The following is a 14197-nucleotide window of genomic DNA, read 5'->3' as shown; positions in this document are numbered from 1 at the left end:
GAAAAGTAAGGATGCAGCAACGTCAACGTGGTTATAGTCAGCGTGGTTTTACTCTGTTGGAAATTATGGTGGTGATCGTCATTCTCGGCGTATTGGCGAGCCTGGTGGTGCCCAATCTGATGGGGAATAAGGAAAAGGCGGATAAGCAAAAAGCCGTCAGCGATATTGTGTCTCTGGAAAGCGCACTCGATATGTACAAGCTGGATAACAACCGTTATCCGTCCACCGAACAGGGGCTGAAAGCGCTGGTCACGAAGCCGACGGTACAGCCAGAACCGCGTAACTATCCAGCCGATGGCTATATTCGCCGCCTGCCGCAGGATCCGTGGGGCACTGACTACCAACTGCTGAACCCGGGCCAGCACGGTAAATTGGATATCTTCTCCCTTGGGCCAGACGGCATGCCGGGAACAGAAGATGACATCGGCAACTGGAATCTTGATAAAAAATAAAAGCATGCGGCAGCACGTCTGTTTTTATAGATGAATGTCATCGATGGCGGTGGGAAAAGGACGGCAGAAGCGCAATGAAGCGGTCAACGAGGAAGCAGCAGGGATTCACCCTGCTGGAAATGATGCTGGTTGTGTTACTGGCTGGCATCGCGGCTAGCATGGTGGTTATGGCGTTTCCTCCCCAACGCCAGAATGACAGCGCCTGGCAGTTGGCACGTTTTCAGGCGCAGTTGGAATTTGCTGCTGAAAACAGTCAGGTTAACGAATATATGCTGGGTGTGCGCATCTATCCCGATCGCTGGCAGTTTTATCAACTCCAGCGACCTGCTACAACGGAAGAGACACCGATCCCAGGCAACGACCGCTGGCAGGGTTACAAGTGGCAGCCGTGGCAACCGTATCGGGTGAGCGCATCGGCGACGCTGCCCGATGCATTGCGGCTTGAACTATTGCAGGCCGATGGGAAAAAAGTGGATAAAACGCAGAGCGGCGACGATCCCGATATCCTAATTTTGCCCGGTGGTGAAATCACGCCTTTCCGTCTGGCCTTTAAGTCTGAAAACAAAGCGCTTTCGAATTGGCTTCAGGTCGATGCCAACGGACGGTTTGTGACGTCGATGAGTCAGGGTAAGAAACGATGAAGCGACAGAAAGGGATGACGCTGGTGGAAGTGCTGGTTGCGCTGAGCGTTTTTGCACTGGCTGGCATTGCCGTTTTGCAAACGACAGCCAGACAAGCAAGCAGCTTGAGCCGGCTGGAAGAGAAGACGTTCGCAGGCTGGGTGGCGGAAAATCAGCAGGTCCAACTGCGGCTTGAGCAGCGTTGGCCAGAAGCATCGTGGGTGAAAGGGGAAACGAAATTTGCTGGCGTGCGCTGGAATTGGCGCTGGCAGGGCGTAGAGACGGGTGACCCTCAGACCAAAGCGCTGGATGTGGAAGTGCGACGTAATAAAGATGCCTTTGCTGCCGATGCCTCGCTACGCACCTATGTGGTGAAACAATAATGTTCAGCGAAACAAGGATGCGAGAGACCGCGCGACAGAAACGTCAACAGGGTTTTACGCTGCTAGAAATGATTCTGGCGATCGCTATTTTTGCGGCGCTGAGCCTCAGTGCCTTTCAAGTGCTGAATGGCGTAATGCGTAACGATGAAATCTCACAGCGCAAAGCAGAGCGTTTGGCTGAAATACAGCGCGCTTTTTCACAAATGGACAGCGATTTTTCCCAGATGATTGCACGCGGGAGTCGAGGAAGTACCTCGATATTTTACGCCGGTCGCGATCAGGTAAAAAGTGATGACTGGGGCGTCAGCTTTATGCGTAATGGCTGGCAGAACCCATTTGGTATTTTGCCGCGTTCTGAACTTCAGCCTGTAGCCTATCGGCTGCGGGAACACACCCTGGAACGCTTAACCCACTCGGTGCCTGACCCGATTGAGGGACTCGATCCTGGCGTAAAACCGCTTCTTACGCAGGTAGACGGCTTCCGTCTGCGCTTTTTCAGCAATAAAACCTGGCGCGATCGCTGGGATAACACGACGCAATTGCCACAAGGGATCGAAGTGGTGCTGACCTTAAGGGATTACGGAGAAATGTCGCGTATGTTCTTGATTACCACCGGACCGGTTAAATGAGGTCGCGTCAGCGTGGCGTTGCGCTGCTGGTAGTGCTCCTGATTCTGGCATTAATGGTGACGATTGCCGCGGTGATCACCGAACGCACGGGTAAGGCGTTTATGCGCACCGAGAATCACCTGAGCCGCCAGCAGGCGAAATGGTATGCATTAGGGGCGGAAACGCTAAGTGGGCAGATATTACTGCGCGATGCGCGGAATATGCCGGGGCGCACGTTTGCCGGACAGAACTGGTCGCAGCCGGGGCACCGTTTTCCCGTGGACGGCGGGGAAATCATCGGCCAGATTAGCGATGCACGCACCTGCTTTAATCTGAATGCGATCAATCAAGGTGTGGATAACGAAAGCACGCTGGTGAAAACGCCTTATCCGGCACAGGTTTTCCGTTTGTTATTGAAAAACCTGGGTGAGGATGCGGATCGTGCAGAAAAAATCACTGCGGCGGTGCGTGATTGGATTGATGCAGATAACTATCCATCGGCAAACGGTGCAGAAGACGAGGTCTATGCCACGTTGCCAGTGCCTTATCGTACTGCCAATCAAAGAATGAGTGAAATCAGCGAATTACGAGCTGTTTATGGCATGGACAGCGATCTCTATCGCCGATTATTACCTTATGTCTGTGCGCTACCAGTGGATGCGATGTCCATTAATATCAATACGTTGACCGAATTTGATGCCCCGTTGTTATCCGCCGTGTTCCTGAATGAAATGACGATGTCGCAGGCAAAAGCGCTGGTACAGCAACGGCCACGTATGGGGTGGGCGAGTATTGAGGTTCTGCAACAAACTGGGGCATTGCCTCCGAATAGTAAAAACACGGCGCAACGGGTTCTGGCGGTAAAAAGTGAATGGTTCTTTGTAAAACTCCAGGTGCGCGTCGGCGACAGCGATTTTCATCAGCGCAGCTTGCTTCATCTGAGTGGACAAAAGGTACAGGTTGTACAGCGGCAATATGGAGGATATAGGACGGTGAATCCATGAAAATAGCGGGAAAATGGAAGCGAGAAGCCGCAAAAAAACCATTAAATCGAGGAACGGTTGCTCGACATCCGTGCCTCATTGTTCGTCTTCCTGTGGAAGAAGAGGGCGAAATCGAATGGCAGGTGCGTTCATCCAATGGGGAAGATTTACTGAGTCAGGGGCGCGGTAGCGTAGAGCTGGTCCGTCCGGTGTTGGCGGCTTATCCGTCCGTGACGTTTACTCGTGTTTTAGTCCCGGCAACTGACGTGACGTTTTATGCCCTGACATTGCCTCGACAGGCGCGGCGTCAGTTGGCTCAAGTTGTGCCGTTTATGCTGGAAGACCAACTGGCTACGGAAATTGAAAAGCTGCATTTTGCCGTGTTGGACATTCATGGCGATGATGGCACGGTTGCCGTGGTGGAAAAAAACCGGATGCAGCGCTGGCTAGCGCAGTGTGATGCGTTGGGGCTCAGCGTCGATGCGTTATTGCCTGACGCCCGTGTATTGCCGAAACATCAGGATGGTTGGAGTGCGTTACAGCATGACAATATGTGGCTGTTTCGCCAACCGACGGGCCATGCCATGGCGGCCGAATCGTCCTGGTGTGGTGACTTATTGAAAGCATCTATGCCGCTGCCGACAATATACAGCTACAGCGCCGCATGGGTCGGCGATGAGCTGTCGCAGTACGAATGGCAGGAGGAGAGCGAGTGGAAGGCTCAGCCGGAAACGGATCTTTTCACGCTGGCTGCAACGGCACAGTTACCTGCCTCGGTCGATCTGCGACAAGGTGATTATGCGCCAGAGAAAGCCTGGCAAAACACGCTGCTGCCGTGGCGTGGCGTTGGAATCGCTTTTGCCTGTTACCTCCTGTTGGTCGTGGCGGATGCTGGCTGGGCGCACTATCAGCTTTATCAACAGGCGGAGCATTGGCGGCAGGAAAGTGTGCGTGTCTATCGGCAGATTTTCCCTTCCGAGACGAATGTCGTTAATCCGCGCGCGCAGATGCAGCAGCACCTGCAACGTACGGCGGCTGGGGGCGCAGGAAAGGGGCTGCTGGAGCAATTGAATCCCTTGCAGCAGCTCATGACGCAGAATAGCGCTATCAAAATTCAGTCGCTGTCTTACGACGGTGCGGCTGGTGAATTCCGGCTGGCGTTGCAGGGTACGTCGTATCAGGAGCTAGAGCAGTTTCAGCAGCAGGCTGCCGCGTATTATCAGGTGCAGGCAGGGGAAATGCGGCAGGAAAACGATCGGGTTGAAGGCCGCTTAACATTAAGGAGCCAGCAATGAATGAATTACGACAACGCTGGCAGGCGATGAGCCAGCGGGAACGCCAGCTTATGGTAGTGTGCGCAGTGGCGCTTCTGCTCTGTCTGGTGTACTACGCTATTTTTCAGCCGTGGCAACTGCGGGAAGAACAGTGGCAGCGTACGGTTTCCCGCGAGCAGCAGACGGTCAGTTGGATGCAGAAGCAGGCCCCATTGATTCCGCAGGGAAATCAGACGCAAGGGGAAAGCAGCCAGAGGGAAACCAGTCTGCCGATTTTGATTTCGCAAAGCACCAAGCGCTATGGGCTGACCGTGGTACGTTTGCAGCCGCAGGGCAATCAAGCATCGGTGACGCTAGCCCAGAGTGATTTTAATAGTCTGTTGCGTTGGCTGAGCGAACTGGAACGGCAAAACGGCGTACGTGTGATGTCGCTGGATGTGAATGCCGTCGAGCAAAATCCGGGGATGGTGGATGTCACTCGGCTCATGCTGGAACGGGCGGATGACGCTTAAGTCCGGCATCGGCACAGGTGTCGCTCTGGTTCTGGCCTATGGGCTGTTCCTGACGTGCTATGCACCTGCCCGCTTGCTCACTGCGGTGCCGCTGCCAGCCGGAATGGTGGTCGCGGAGGCCGCGGGAACGCTATGGCAGGGGAACCTGCAACGGTTTAGCTGGCGCACATTAACGTTGGACGATGTGCACTGGAAAATCACCTTTTCGGGTTTTATGCCTGCGTTGGAGATTGCGTTTAAAAACCCAGAAGGCATTGAAGGTCATGGCGTTATTCGTGGCTGGCAGCAGCCGCAGCTTTATCAATGGCGACTTTCTGTTCCCGCAGGCTATTTATTCAGCCAGTTGCGTTTTATTGTGCCCATTGGGGCGGAAGGAAATGTTCAGCTCAATCTGCAAGAGGCGACGGTCGATCGCTCGGGGTGCCAGTCGCTAGATGCTAACGTCACCTGGCCAGACGCGCAGGTGAAAACTCCTCTGGGTAGGCTGGTGTTGGCAACGCCTCAGGCCACGTTGCGCTGCGAGCAAGGGTCGCTAGAAGCGAGCCTGCGGCAGACGTCCTCACATCTACAGTTGTCCGGCAAAGGCAGCGTCACGCCGAAAGGTGAATATCGTTTTACGGGGCGGCTTAGCAGCGGGAATGATTTGCCGGCGACCATGAAAAAACTGTTGGCGACTACCGGTAAAGTCGACGAGCAGGGTGCCAGAACGCTGAATTTTCAGGGGCGCTTGTTGTAATTGGGACGATCGTTATAGGGATGATCGTTGCGATAGTCGATCGTAAGAATTAATAGCACTCCATTGTTAGGGTTGGTGCTAACCGCAAAATATGAAACGCTCATCTATATCACTTCTTTATCAATAATCAGGGACTAACGTGGACGATTTAAGGGAATTCGCACTGGTGTTTCCGGCATGGTGGTTGGGTTCACTGGGTGTGTTGGGGCTGATTGTTGGTAGTTTTCTGAATGTCGTGATTTACCGCCTGCCGATTATGCTGGAACGAAGCTGGCAGCAGGACATTGATCTTCAGACCGGAATGACCGATTCCAGTCGTGACAGTACGCGCTACAATCTGTGGTGGCCGCCTTCGTCTTGCCCGCACTGCCAGCAGGCTATTGCGGTGAAAGATAACATCCCGCTGTTCAGCTGGTTATGGCTGCGCGGTCGCTCCCGCTGCTGTCACCAGTCGGTGTCTGTGCAGTATCCACTGGTGGAAGTTATCACCATGCTGGCTTTCCTTACGGCGGGTTTACTATGGCAGCCCAATATGGCGCTGTTGGGGGCGTTGATTCTGCTGTCTTTCCTGTTGGTACTGACCGTTATTGATATTAAAACGCTGCTGCTGCCGGATGTGCTTACGCTGTCGCTTCTGTGGATGGGGCTGTTGTTTAACCTCTCGGAGACGTTTGTCCCAGTGGGGGATGCTGTAGTGGGCGCGATGGCGGGTTATTTATCCCTGTGGCTACTTTATTGGGTATTCAAATACGTGACGGGTAAAGAAGCGCTGGGATATGGTGATTTTAAGTTGCTGGCCGCGCTGGGTGCCTGGTTGGGCTGGCAGGCATTGCCGAATTTGGTTTTGGTGGCGGCGCTGAGCGGGCTGGTCGTGACTCTCATCTGGCGCGGATTGCGTAAAGAAGACACGGCTAAACCGCTGGCTTTTGGCCCGTGGTTAGCAATCGGCGGTGTGTTCGGTGTGATAATGAACGGATTCAATCTGTAGAGAATAGCAAAGACAATGCCGAGTTATTTTATTGAGCGACGGGCATAAAAATAGGCTGAGGGTATAAATACCATCAGCCTTTTTTATCTCTGTGTGTGTGCCCTTCAGCGAATAAATCTTTGTCGGGCAAATGACAGGTTATTCTACCATCAGCATAAAGGTACTCACCCAAACGACTAAACAGAATGAGATACCCATAAAAAAATACTTCACCGATTTATTCTCCAGCAGAAACCACGCCAGCAACGATCCCGATTGTGCGTTTTATTATGGAAGGAAATAATTACGCTGTTGGCTATATCACCGAAGGGTAATCTTTCCCGTTGTCATCACTAGAGTCACACCAGTTATGACGAGATCGGCGCTAAATTTACGCCGAGTGAGGGGGGGAATTCAATAGGTCCAGAGACTATATTTTCAAAATAGCATTAAAAAGCGTTGAACCGTTTTAGAGGCTGGAAAAACCGGGGGAATGCCGATGAAAATCGTACCTTATTCCCCCCGATTCCTGACGGCGTTATCTTCGGGTTAACGCCTCATTAATAGCCGAGTGATTGTATTGTTACCTGCTCATCAATAGGCTAATTATTTAGGTGGTTGGCCTAATCTCTCCACCCCATCGCCGGCGCGATATGCTTCAGAATTGCTTCGATAACATGGGCATTATAATCAACGCCCAGTTGATTCGGCACCGTTAGCAATAGTGTATCGGCTTCGGCAATCGCTTCATCCTGCTTTAACTGTTTGATCAGCGCTTCGGGTTCCGCGGCATAGCTGCGTCCGAAAATTGCGCGCGTTTTTTCATCAAGGAAACCGACCTTGTCGCTATCGTTACTGCTTCCGCCGAAATAGGCGCGATCGCGATGATCAATCAGTGCAAAAATACTCCGGCTGACAGACACGCGCGGTGAGCGTGTATGCCCAGCCTCAGCCCATACTGCCGTGGCATTCGATCCCGCACCCCACCAAATTCGTTCACGTAATCCATCCTAATAGGGTTCCAGGCGCAAAAGGCCTGGTGGATTAGGGAACATTGGCTGCGGATTTGGCTTCGCAAACCCTTCGCCCCGCAGTACATCCAACAGCACCTCGGTATGACGTCGTGCCATATCAGCTTCAGATTCCCCTTCTGTCGGCTGATAGCCAAAGTAGCGCCAGCCATCGATCACCTGTTCAGGGGAACCCCGGCTGATGCCGAGTTGCAAGCGTCCCCCTGATATCAGGTCGGCGGCGCTGGCATTTTCAGCCATGTATAGCGGGTTTTCGTAGCGCATGTCGATGACGCCGGTGCCAATTTCAATGCTGCGGGTTTTCGCACCAATAGCTGCGAGCAGTGGAAACGGCGATCCCAACTGACGGGCAAAATGGTGGACCCGGAAATAAGCGCCGTCAGCCCCCAGTTCCTCTGCGGCGACAGCAAGATCGATAGATTGCAGCAAGGCGTCAGCCGCTGAACGTGTACCAGACTGCTGCGACGGCGCCCAGTGACCGAATGATAAAAAGCCAATCTTCTTCATAGGGTATTTATCCTTATATTCAGACAAATATTTAGCACGTTCGCCCTGCACAGCAAGGTGCTACAAATTCAGTAATGGGAACACTCTACGTGATTAATAGTGAGAATAAATATCATTTTTTTAACGTAATAATTCAGTTTATCTGACCAAGCGTTAGCAGAATAAACAATCTTTTTGGCAGATGATTTCTGACGTTGTTCGTGTCAATAGCGCTGTTGTTATTTAGGGAATCATGCGCCCCGGTTTATCTACCCCAAAATTGGTATCTAAATATTATTATGAGTGAGATCAGTATTTTCTTTTTCTTTATCGCTGTATCATTTTATATATAACGAAAATCAGGATACCGACATGATAAAGAAATTTGGCTACACGCTGTGGTTTACCGGGCTGTTTTTGGTGTTTTCCAACGCATGGGCGGCACGTCAGGTGACCGACCAACTGGGGCGCAATGTGACGATTCCCGACCACGTTAACCGCGTGGTGGTGTTGCAGCATCAAACCTTAAACCTGTTGGTGCAACTGGATGCACAGGAAAGCGTTGTTGGTGTGCTGTCCAGTTGGAAAAAACAGCTGGGAGAGCATTATTTACGGTTGGCACCACATTTGGTGGATTTACCGATGCCGGGCGATCTCACGCAGGTCAATATTGAAAGCCTGTTGACGCTATCGCCGCAGGTGGTCTTTGTCGCTAACTATGCGCCACCGGAAATGATTGCTCAGATTGAGCGGACGGGAATCCCGGTTGTGGCGATCTCGCTGCGTCAGGATCAGCCGGGAGAGGCCGATAAAATCAATCCTACGATGAGTGATGAAAATACGGCATATAACGAAGGGCTCAAGGCAGGGATTCGGCTGATTGGTGAAGTGGTTGAACGTCAGAAGCAGGCGGAGGCGCTAATCGACTATACGTTTACGCAACGACAAAACGTTAGCGCGCGTCTGGATTCTATTCCAGAAGAAAAGCAAATCCGCGTATATATGGCTAACCCAGACCTGACAACCTATGGTTCAGGAAAATATACCGGCCTGATGATGTCGCACGCGGGAGCATTGAATGTGGCGGCAGCATCGATAAAAGGCTTCAAGCAAGTGTCGATTGAAAATGTACTGGCCTGGAATCCGCAGGTGATTTTTGTGCAGGATCGCTACCCGGATGTCGTGAAGCAGATTGTCAACGATCCGGCCTGGCAGGCGATTGATGCGGTGAAACAGCATCGTGTGTACCTGATGCCAGAATACGCTAAAGCCTGGGGTTATCCGATGCCGGAGGCGTTAGCGATTGGTGAATTGTGGATGGCGAAAAAGCTGTATCCAGAGCGCTTTGCCGATATCGATATGCAAAAAGCCGCTAATGAGTATTACCAGCGCTTCTACCGTATGGACTATCGTGCGGAAGCTTCAGCGGCACAATGAGTTATCGCACCTACCGGATCACACTGCTGACGGTGGTAGTGTTGACCCTGTTGATTGCCGTGTGCTCATTAGGGATAGGGCGTTTTAGCTTATCTCCGTGGCGCATCGTCCAGATCCTTGTCGAACCGCTGTCTGGCAATAATCCTTTACTTGGGGATATCGAGCGGCAAGTGGTGTGGAGTGTGCGTTTACCGCGCGTGCTATTAGCGTGGTGTGCGGGCGCGGCGCTGGCATTGAGCGGGGCTACTCTGCAAGGTGTTTTCCGTAATCCGTTGGTCGATCCGCATATTATCGGTGTGTCCGCTGGTGCGGCCTTCGGCGGCACGCTGGCAATTCTATTAAGCTGGACGCCGCTGCTTTTGCTGCTGTCGGCGTTTACGTTCGGCATGGTGGCGCTCCTGCTGATTTTCGTGCTGGCCGCCGCCTTCGGCAAGCAGAACGTACTGATCCTGATTCTGGCGGGCGTCATCCTCAGTGGCTTTTTCGGCGCGTTGGTCAGCCTGATGCAATATCTGGCGGATACCGAAGAGAAGCTGCCAAGCATCGTGTTCTGGCTGCTGGGTAGCTTTGCCACCGCACATTGGAACGCGCTGATTACAATCGCGGTGCCGTTAGCGCTTGCGGGTGGATTACTGCTGCGGTTGCGTTGGCACGTGAACGTGTTGTCGATGGGCGAGCAAGACGCGTGCGCGCTGGGTGTCGCCGTACAGCCCCTACGCTGGCTGATTTTGAGTTTGTGCGCCGCTATCGTCGCCGCGCAGGTGGCGGTCAGCGGCAGCATTGGCTGGATTGGGCTGGTTATTCCCCATGTCGCACGTAGGCTGGTGGGAGCCGATCACCGTCGACTGCTGCCAGTGTCGCTATGGCTTGGCGGGGGCTTTATGGTGTTGGTAGACGATCTGGCGCGTAACCTCAGTGAAGCCGAGATTCCATTGGGCATTCTGACGGCGCTGCTCGGTGCACCACTTTTTGCTGTGCTGTTATATAAAACACAGCGACAGGATAGAGGACGCTAGTATGCCGACAATCAGACTATCGACAGAAGCACTGGTATATGGCTACCGGCGGGGGCAGGGCTTTTTTTCACCGTTGAACCTGTGCTGCCGGGAAGGCGAAATTACGGCGATTCTGGGTGCGAATGGCAGAGGAAAAACCACGCTGCTGAATACGTTACTGGGAAACTTATCGCCGCTTTCTGGAATCATTCAGCGCGATGGGCACATCGGTTTTGTGCCACAAATATTTACCCCACCGTTTTCCTATAGCGTTTTGGATATGGTGCTGATGGGTCGTGCGGCGCGTGTTGGGCTGTTTGCTATGCCCTCTGCCCATGATATCCGCGTGGCTCAGAATGCGCTGACTCTGCTGGGAATCGCCTCGCTTGCCGAGTGTGAATTTAGCGCGTTGTCCGGTGGGCAACGGCAGCTCGTATTAATCGCGCGGGCATTGGCATCGGAGTGTCAGACGCTGATTCTGGATGAGCCGATGGCGGCGCTTGATGTGCAAAATCAGGCGCAGGTGCTGCGGTTATTACAGCATCTGGCTAAAACGCAACGTCTGAGTATCCTGTTGACCACACACGACCCAGCTCACGCCGTGATCGTTGCAGAGCAGGCGCTGCTTCTTATGGATAATCAGCGCTATCTTTATGGCCGCTGTGATGACGTGTTGACGGAAGATAACCTATCGCGTCTGTACGGCATTCCGGTGCGTCAGGTTTACGTGGAAATGGCGCCGCAGCCGTATCGTGCGCTGATACCGATATTAACCATGACGGAGCCACAATGACCGATCCCCTTCGCCTGTATGCAGCCGGCAGCCTACGTCTCGCGTTTGCTCCTTTGCTGACGACATTCAGTGGACGTTATGCGGTGGAAGTGATACCGACTTTCGGCCCCGCGGGGCTGCTGAGTGAAAAAATGATGCTCGGCGATGCGGTGGATATTTTCGCATCGGCAAATTGCGCGCACCCTTTGCGTTTGAAAACGCTGGGGCTGGCGGAGGAAACCGCCGTGTTTACGCGCAACCATCTTTGCATCGTCATGCGCAATGTGCCGGAACTTACCACGCAATCCTGGTTGATGGCGTTGCTTGACCCACGCTTTGTGCTTTCAACTTCAACGCCCGGCAGCGACCCCGGTGGGGATTATGCTTTTCAGCTCTTTGACTGCATTGAACGCCTGCATCGCGGATGGGGAAATCAGCTGCGCAACAAGGCGAAACCGCTGGTGGGTGGGGGACTAGACCATGCGATTCCGGCGGGCATGACGGCGGGGAGTTACCTGATTCGGACAGGGCAGAGCGATATGCACATTGGCTATGCCAGCTATCTGCCATTGCTGCTCAATCAGCCAGATTTGCATGTGGTTCACTTAGCCGATCCTTATCGCATTGATGCTGAGTACATGTTGGCCATCATGAAGCCAGCCCGGCGTGAAGCCCGACTGCTGGCGAACTATCTTTTATCCCCTGAAGGACAAGGCTTTTTGGTGAGTAAAGGATTCGTCTCGCTGTTTTAGTGGGGCCGCGGGAGGTAAATCGGTCAACGATGGCGAACTCTGCTATGATTGCGACATATCTGCGCCGTTCTTTGGCTCGGCGTCACCTTTCGTTATTTCGTCCTTGGTAGAGTAATCACTGTGAGTACAACCTCTTTTTCTTCCCTCGCGCTGCCGGCAGAGCAGTTATCCAATCTTAATGAACTGGGCTATACCGAAATGACGCCAGTCCAGGCGGCGACGCTGCCAGCCGTTCTGAGCGGCGCAGACGTGCGGGCCAAGGCGAAAACCGGTAGTGGCAAAACGGCGGCATTTGGGATTGGGTTGCTGGATCGCATTGTCGTCAGCGATTTTACCACGCAGGCGCTGGTGCTATGTCCGACGCGTGAACTGGCCGATCAGGTCAGCAAAGAACTGCGCCGTCTGGCTCGTTTTGCGCAAAACATTAAGATTCTGACACTGTGCGGCGGTCAGCCGATGGGGCAGCAGCTCGATTCACTGGTCCACGCACCGCACATTGTTGTCGGTACGCCGGGGCGTATTCAGGATCATTTACGCAAGCAGTCTCTGGCTTTAGATAGCCTGAAAGTGCTGGTGCTGGATGAAGCGGATCGCATGCTGGACATGGGCTTTACTGACGCCATTGATGATGTGATTTCCTATACGCCGTCCGATCGTCAAACACTGCTGTTTTCCGCTACGTACCCGCAAGAGATCGAACAGATCAGCGCGCGGGTTCAGCGTCAGCCGCAACGTTTCGAAATAGCAGATGACGTGGAAGAGTCGGCCATTGAACAACGTTTCTATGAGACAACGAAAGATCAGCGCCTGCCGCTGTTGATTGCCATTCTGAGCCATTATCAGCCAGCATCCTGCGTGGTGTTTTGCAACACGAAACGTGATTGCCAGAGCGTATTTGAGGCACTGGAGATGCGCGGGATTAGCGTATCGGCGTTGCATGGCGATTTGGAACAGCGCGACCGCGATCAGGTTCTGGTGCGTTTTTCTAACCGTAGCTGTCGCGTGTTGGTAGCAACGGATGTTGCGGCTCGCGGTCTTGATATCAAAGAGTTGGCGCTGGTGGTGAATTTTGAGCTGGCTTTCGATCCTGAAGTTCACGTTCATCGCATTGGCAGAACAGGCCGCGCGGGGACGCAGGGTCTGGCTGTGAGCCTGTGTACGCCACAGGAAATGAACCGCGCTAACCTGATTGAAGACTATATCGGTATGCGAATTAAATGGACACCGGCGGATGAGATTAGCCGCAGTGGTGATGTTGCGCTCGAACCTGAGATGATGACGCTATGTATTGATGGTGGCAGAAAAGCCAAAATCCGTCCCGGCGATATTCTTGGCGCGTTAACTGGCGATGCAGGATTAACGGCAGCGGAAGTCGGAAAAATTGATATGTTCCCTCTACATGCTTATGTCGCAATCCGCAAAGACAGTGCTAAACGTGCGCTGCAACAGCTCCAGAAAGGCAAAATCAAAGGAAAAAGCTGTAAGGCCAGATTGTTAAAGTAACCGGTGGCTGATATACCAGACAGGGTAGGATGAGAGTCACTGGGTAACTGACAGGAGTGTTAAGGCGGATGCAGACAACAGAAATCGATCTGCGGCTGACGGAAGTGAGCCAGCAGCTAACGATGGTGCTGGTGCCGGGATTGCGGGACAGCGATGACGAGCACTGGCAAAGCCATTGGGAACGGCGTTTTCCTCACTGGCAGCGTATACGCCAGCGGGAATGGTATCAGGCCGATCTGGATCGCTGGGTGTTGGCGATCCGCCGTGAGCTCAGTGTCTGTACACAGCCTGTGATTCTAATCGGCCACAGCTTCGGTGCGCTGGCCGCCTGCCATGTTGTGCAACAAGGCCAGGAAGGGATCGCGGGTGTCATGCTGGTGGCACCAGCCGAGCCCATGCGCTTTGAGATAGACGATCGTATTCAGGCCTCACCGCTGTCGGTTCCAACACTGACATTTGCCAGCCATAACGATCCGCTGATGAGTTTTACTCGCGCCCAATACTGGGCGCAGGCGTGGGACAGCGAACTGATTGATGTGGGGGAAGCTGGACATATTAATGCAGAAGCGGGGTTTGGTCCCTGGGAATATGGCCTGAAAAGATTAGCTGAGTTTTCGGAAATACTCATTGCTAATCGTTAATTGGCCGGTTTCCATCAAGTCGATATCTTAAACTATTAAGATAAC

At 53.1% G+C, this 14197-nt stretch carries 16 protein-coding genes and 1 pseudogene; 15 read left to right on the top strand and 2 right to left on the bottom strand.

All coding sequences use genetic code 11. From position 1 onward, the window contains the following. The first annotated feature begins 11 nt into the window (after window positions 1-11). The 9 genes from gspG to A0G03_RS09930 all read left to right on the top strand — a co-directional run bounded on the left by gspG (window position 12) and on the right by A0G03_RS09930 (window position 6556). Window positions 12-452, top strand: coding sequence for a type II secretion system major pseudopilin GspG (gene gspG, locus A0G03_RS09970; protein WP_011094630.1), 441 nt, complete (start codon window positions 12-14; stop codon window positions 450-452). A gap of 74 nt (window positions 453-526) precedes the next feature. After that, window positions 527-1093, top strand: coding sequence for a type II secretion system minor pseudopilin GspH (gene gspH / locus A0G03_RS09965; protein ID WP_048261251.1), 567 nt, complete (start codon window positions 527-529; stop codon window positions 1091-1093). Next, window positions 1090-1455: a type II secretion system minor pseudopilin GspI gene (gene gspI, locus A0G03_RS09960; protein ID WP_048261249.1), complete on the top strand. Its 366-nt coding sequence runs from the start codon at window positions 1090-1092 to the stop codon at window positions 1453-1455. Before gspH ends, gspI begins: the two co-directional genes overlap by 4 nt. A 17-nt stretch (window positions 1456-1472) precedes the next feature. Then, window positions 1473-2084, top strand: coding sequence for a type II secretion system minor pseudopilin GspJ (gene gspJ / locus A0G03_RS09955; RefSeq protein ID WP_072062057.1), 612 nt, complete (start codon window positions 1473-1475; stop codon window positions 2082-2084). Beyond that, a complete protein-coding gene (gene gspK / locus A0G03_RS09950) occupies window positions 2081-3067 on the top strand; it encodes a type II secretion system minor pseudopilin GspK (protein WP_048261247.1) in 987 nt (328 codons plus the stop codon). The genes gspJ and gspK overlap by 4 nt, the downstream gene beginning before the upstream one ends. Then, on the top strand, window positions 3064-4341 hold the full coding sequence (gene gspL, locus A0G03_RS09945; RefSeq protein WP_048261245.1) for a type II secretion system protein GspL: 1278 nt from the start codon (window positions 3064-3066) through the stop codon (window positions 4339-4341). The genes gspK and gspL overlap by 4 nt, the downstream gene beginning before the upstream one ends. Then, entirely contained in the window at window positions 4338-4832 is a 495-nt protein-coding gene (gene gspM, locus A0G03_RS09940) for a type II secretion system protein GspM (protein WP_048261243.1), read from the top strand. The genes gspL and gspM overlap by 4 nt, the downstream gene beginning before the upstream one ends. Further along, a complete protein-coding gene (locus A0G03_RS09935; protein WP_048261242.1) occupies window positions 4822-5568 on the top strand; it encodes a type II secretion system protein N in 747 nt (248 codons plus the stop codon). Before gspM ends, A0G03_RS09935 begins: the two co-directional genes overlap by 11 nt. Before the next feature lie 139 nt (window positions 5569-5707). Then, the gene (locus A0G03_RS09930) at window positions 5708-6556 is read left to right on the top strand and encodes a prepilin peptidase (RefSeq protein ID WP_048261239.1); all 849 of its coding nucleotides are present in this window, start codon (window positions 5708-5710) and stop codon (window positions 6554-6556) included. 138 nt (window positions 6557-6694) lie between these two features. On the opposite strand, the gene ypdK is transcribed toward A0G03_RS09930, so the two are convergent. Further along, entirely contained in the window at window positions 6695-6769 is a 75-nt protein-coding gene (gene ypdK, locus A0G03_RS09925; protein ID WP_099606229.1) for a membrane protein YpdK, read from the bottom strand. A 389-nt stretch (window positions 6770-7158) separates the two neighbouring features. After that, window positions 7159-8073: pseudogene (locus tag A0G03_RS09920) on the bottom strand (LLM class flavin-dependent oxidoreductase). A 351-nt stretch (window positions 8074-8424) separates the two neighbouring features. Between A0G03_RS09920 and A0G03_RS09915 the strand changes: the two are divergent. The 6 genes from A0G03_RS09915 (at window position 8425) to A0G03_RS09890 (ending at window position 14152) form a co-directional block, all read left to right on the top strand. Next, the gene (locus A0G03_RS09915) at window positions 8425-9489 is read left to right on the top strand and encodes an ABC transporter substrate-binding protein (protein ID WP_048261237.1); all 1065 of its coding nucleotides are present in this window, start codon (window positions 8425-8427) and stop codon (window positions 9487-9489) included. Further along, entirely contained in the window at window positions 9486-10505 is a 1020-nt protein-coding gene (locus tag A0G03_RS09910) for a FecCD family ABC transporter permease (protein WP_080965251.1), read from the top strand. Before A0G03_RS09915 ends, A0G03_RS09910 begins: the two co-directional genes overlap by 4 nt. A 1-nt stretch (window position 10506) precedes the next feature. Next, window positions 10507-11277, top strand: a complete 771-nt coding sequence (locus A0G03_RS09905) for an ABC transporter ATP-binding protein (protein ID WP_048261235.1) — start codon at window positions 10507-10509, stop codon at window positions 11275-11277. Beyond that, window positions 11274-12008 carry a molybdate ABC transporter substrate-binding protein gene (locus tag A0G03_RS09900; protein WP_048261233.1) on the top strand — a complete coding sequence of 245 codons (735 nt, stop codon included), beginning with the start codon at window positions 11274-11276 and terminating at the stop codon, window positions 12006-12008. Before A0G03_RS09905 ends, A0G03_RS09900 begins: the two co-directional genes overlap by 4 nt. A gap of 120 nt (window positions 12009-12128) precedes the next feature. After that, a complete protein-coding gene (gene dbpA, locus A0G03_RS09895) occupies window positions 12129-13511 on the top strand; it encodes an ATP-dependent RNA helicase DbpA (RefSeq protein ID WP_048261231.1) in 1383 nt (460 codons plus the stop codon). 68 nt (window positions 13512-13579) lie between these two features. Further along, window positions 13580-14152, top strand: coding sequence for an alpha/beta hydrolase (locus A0G03_RS09890; protein ID WP_048261228.1), 573 nt, complete (start codon window positions 13580-13582; stop codon window positions 14150-14152). Window positions 14153-14197 lie beyond the last annotated feature (45 nt).

Source organism: Pectobacterium peruviense, from assembly GCF_002847345.1.
Lineage (GTDB): Bacteria > Pseudomonadota > Gammaproteobacteria > Enterobacterales > Enterobacteriaceae > Pectobacterium > Pectobacterium peruviense.
This window is presented reverse-complemented; position numbering and strand designations above follow the sequence as displayed.

Coding starts and splice junctions, on each gene's coding strand:
- A0G03_RS09935 (WP_048261242.1), top strand. CDS start 4,822: ATGACGCTTAAGTCCGGCATCGGCACAGGTGTCGCTCTGGTTCTGGCC.
- A0G03_RS09900 (WP_048261233.1), top strand. CDS start 11,274: ATGACCGATCCCCTTCGCCTGTATGCAGCCGGCAGCCTACGTCTCGCG.
- gspL (WP_048261245.1), top strand. CDS start 3,064: ATGAAAATAGCGGGAAAATGGAAGCGAGAAGCCGCAAAAAAACCATTA.
- A0G03_RS09890 (WP_048261228.1), top strand. CDS start 13,580: ATGCAGACAACAGAAATCGATCTGCGGCTGACGGAAGTGAGCCAGCAG.
- gspJ (WP_072062057.1), top strand. CDS start 1,473: ATGCGAGAGACCGCGCGACAGAAACGTCAACAGGGTTTTACGCTGCTA.
- A0G03_RS09915 (WP_048261237.1), top strand. CDS start 8,425: ATGATAAAGAAATTTGGCTACACGCTGTGGTTTACCGGGCTGTTTTTG.
- gspG (WP_011094630.1), top strand. CDS start 12: ATGCAGCAACGTCAACGTGGTTATAGTCAGCGTGGTTTTACTCTGTTG.
- gspK (WP_048261247.1), top strand. CDS start 2,081: ATGAGGTCGCGTCAGCGTGGCGTTGCGCTGCTGGTAGTGCTCCTGATT.
- gspH (WP_048261251.1), top strand. CDS start 527: ATGAAGCGGTCAACGAGGAAGCAGCAGGGATTCACCCTGCTGGAAATG.
- A0G03_RS09910 (WP_080965251.1), top strand. CDS start 9,486: ATGAGTTATCGCACCTACCGGATCACACTGCTGACGGTGGTAGTGTTG.
- gspM (WP_048261243.1), top strand. CDS start 4,338: ATGAATGAATTACGACAACGCTGGCAGGCGATGAGCCAGCGGGAACGC.
- gspI (WP_048261249.1), top strand. CDS start 1,090: ATGAAGCGACAGAAAGGGATGACGCTGGTGGAAGTGCTGGTTGCGCTG.
- A0G03_RS09905 (WP_048261235.1), top strand. CDS start 10,507: ATGCCGACAATCAGACTATCGACAGAAGCACTGGTATATGGCTACCGG.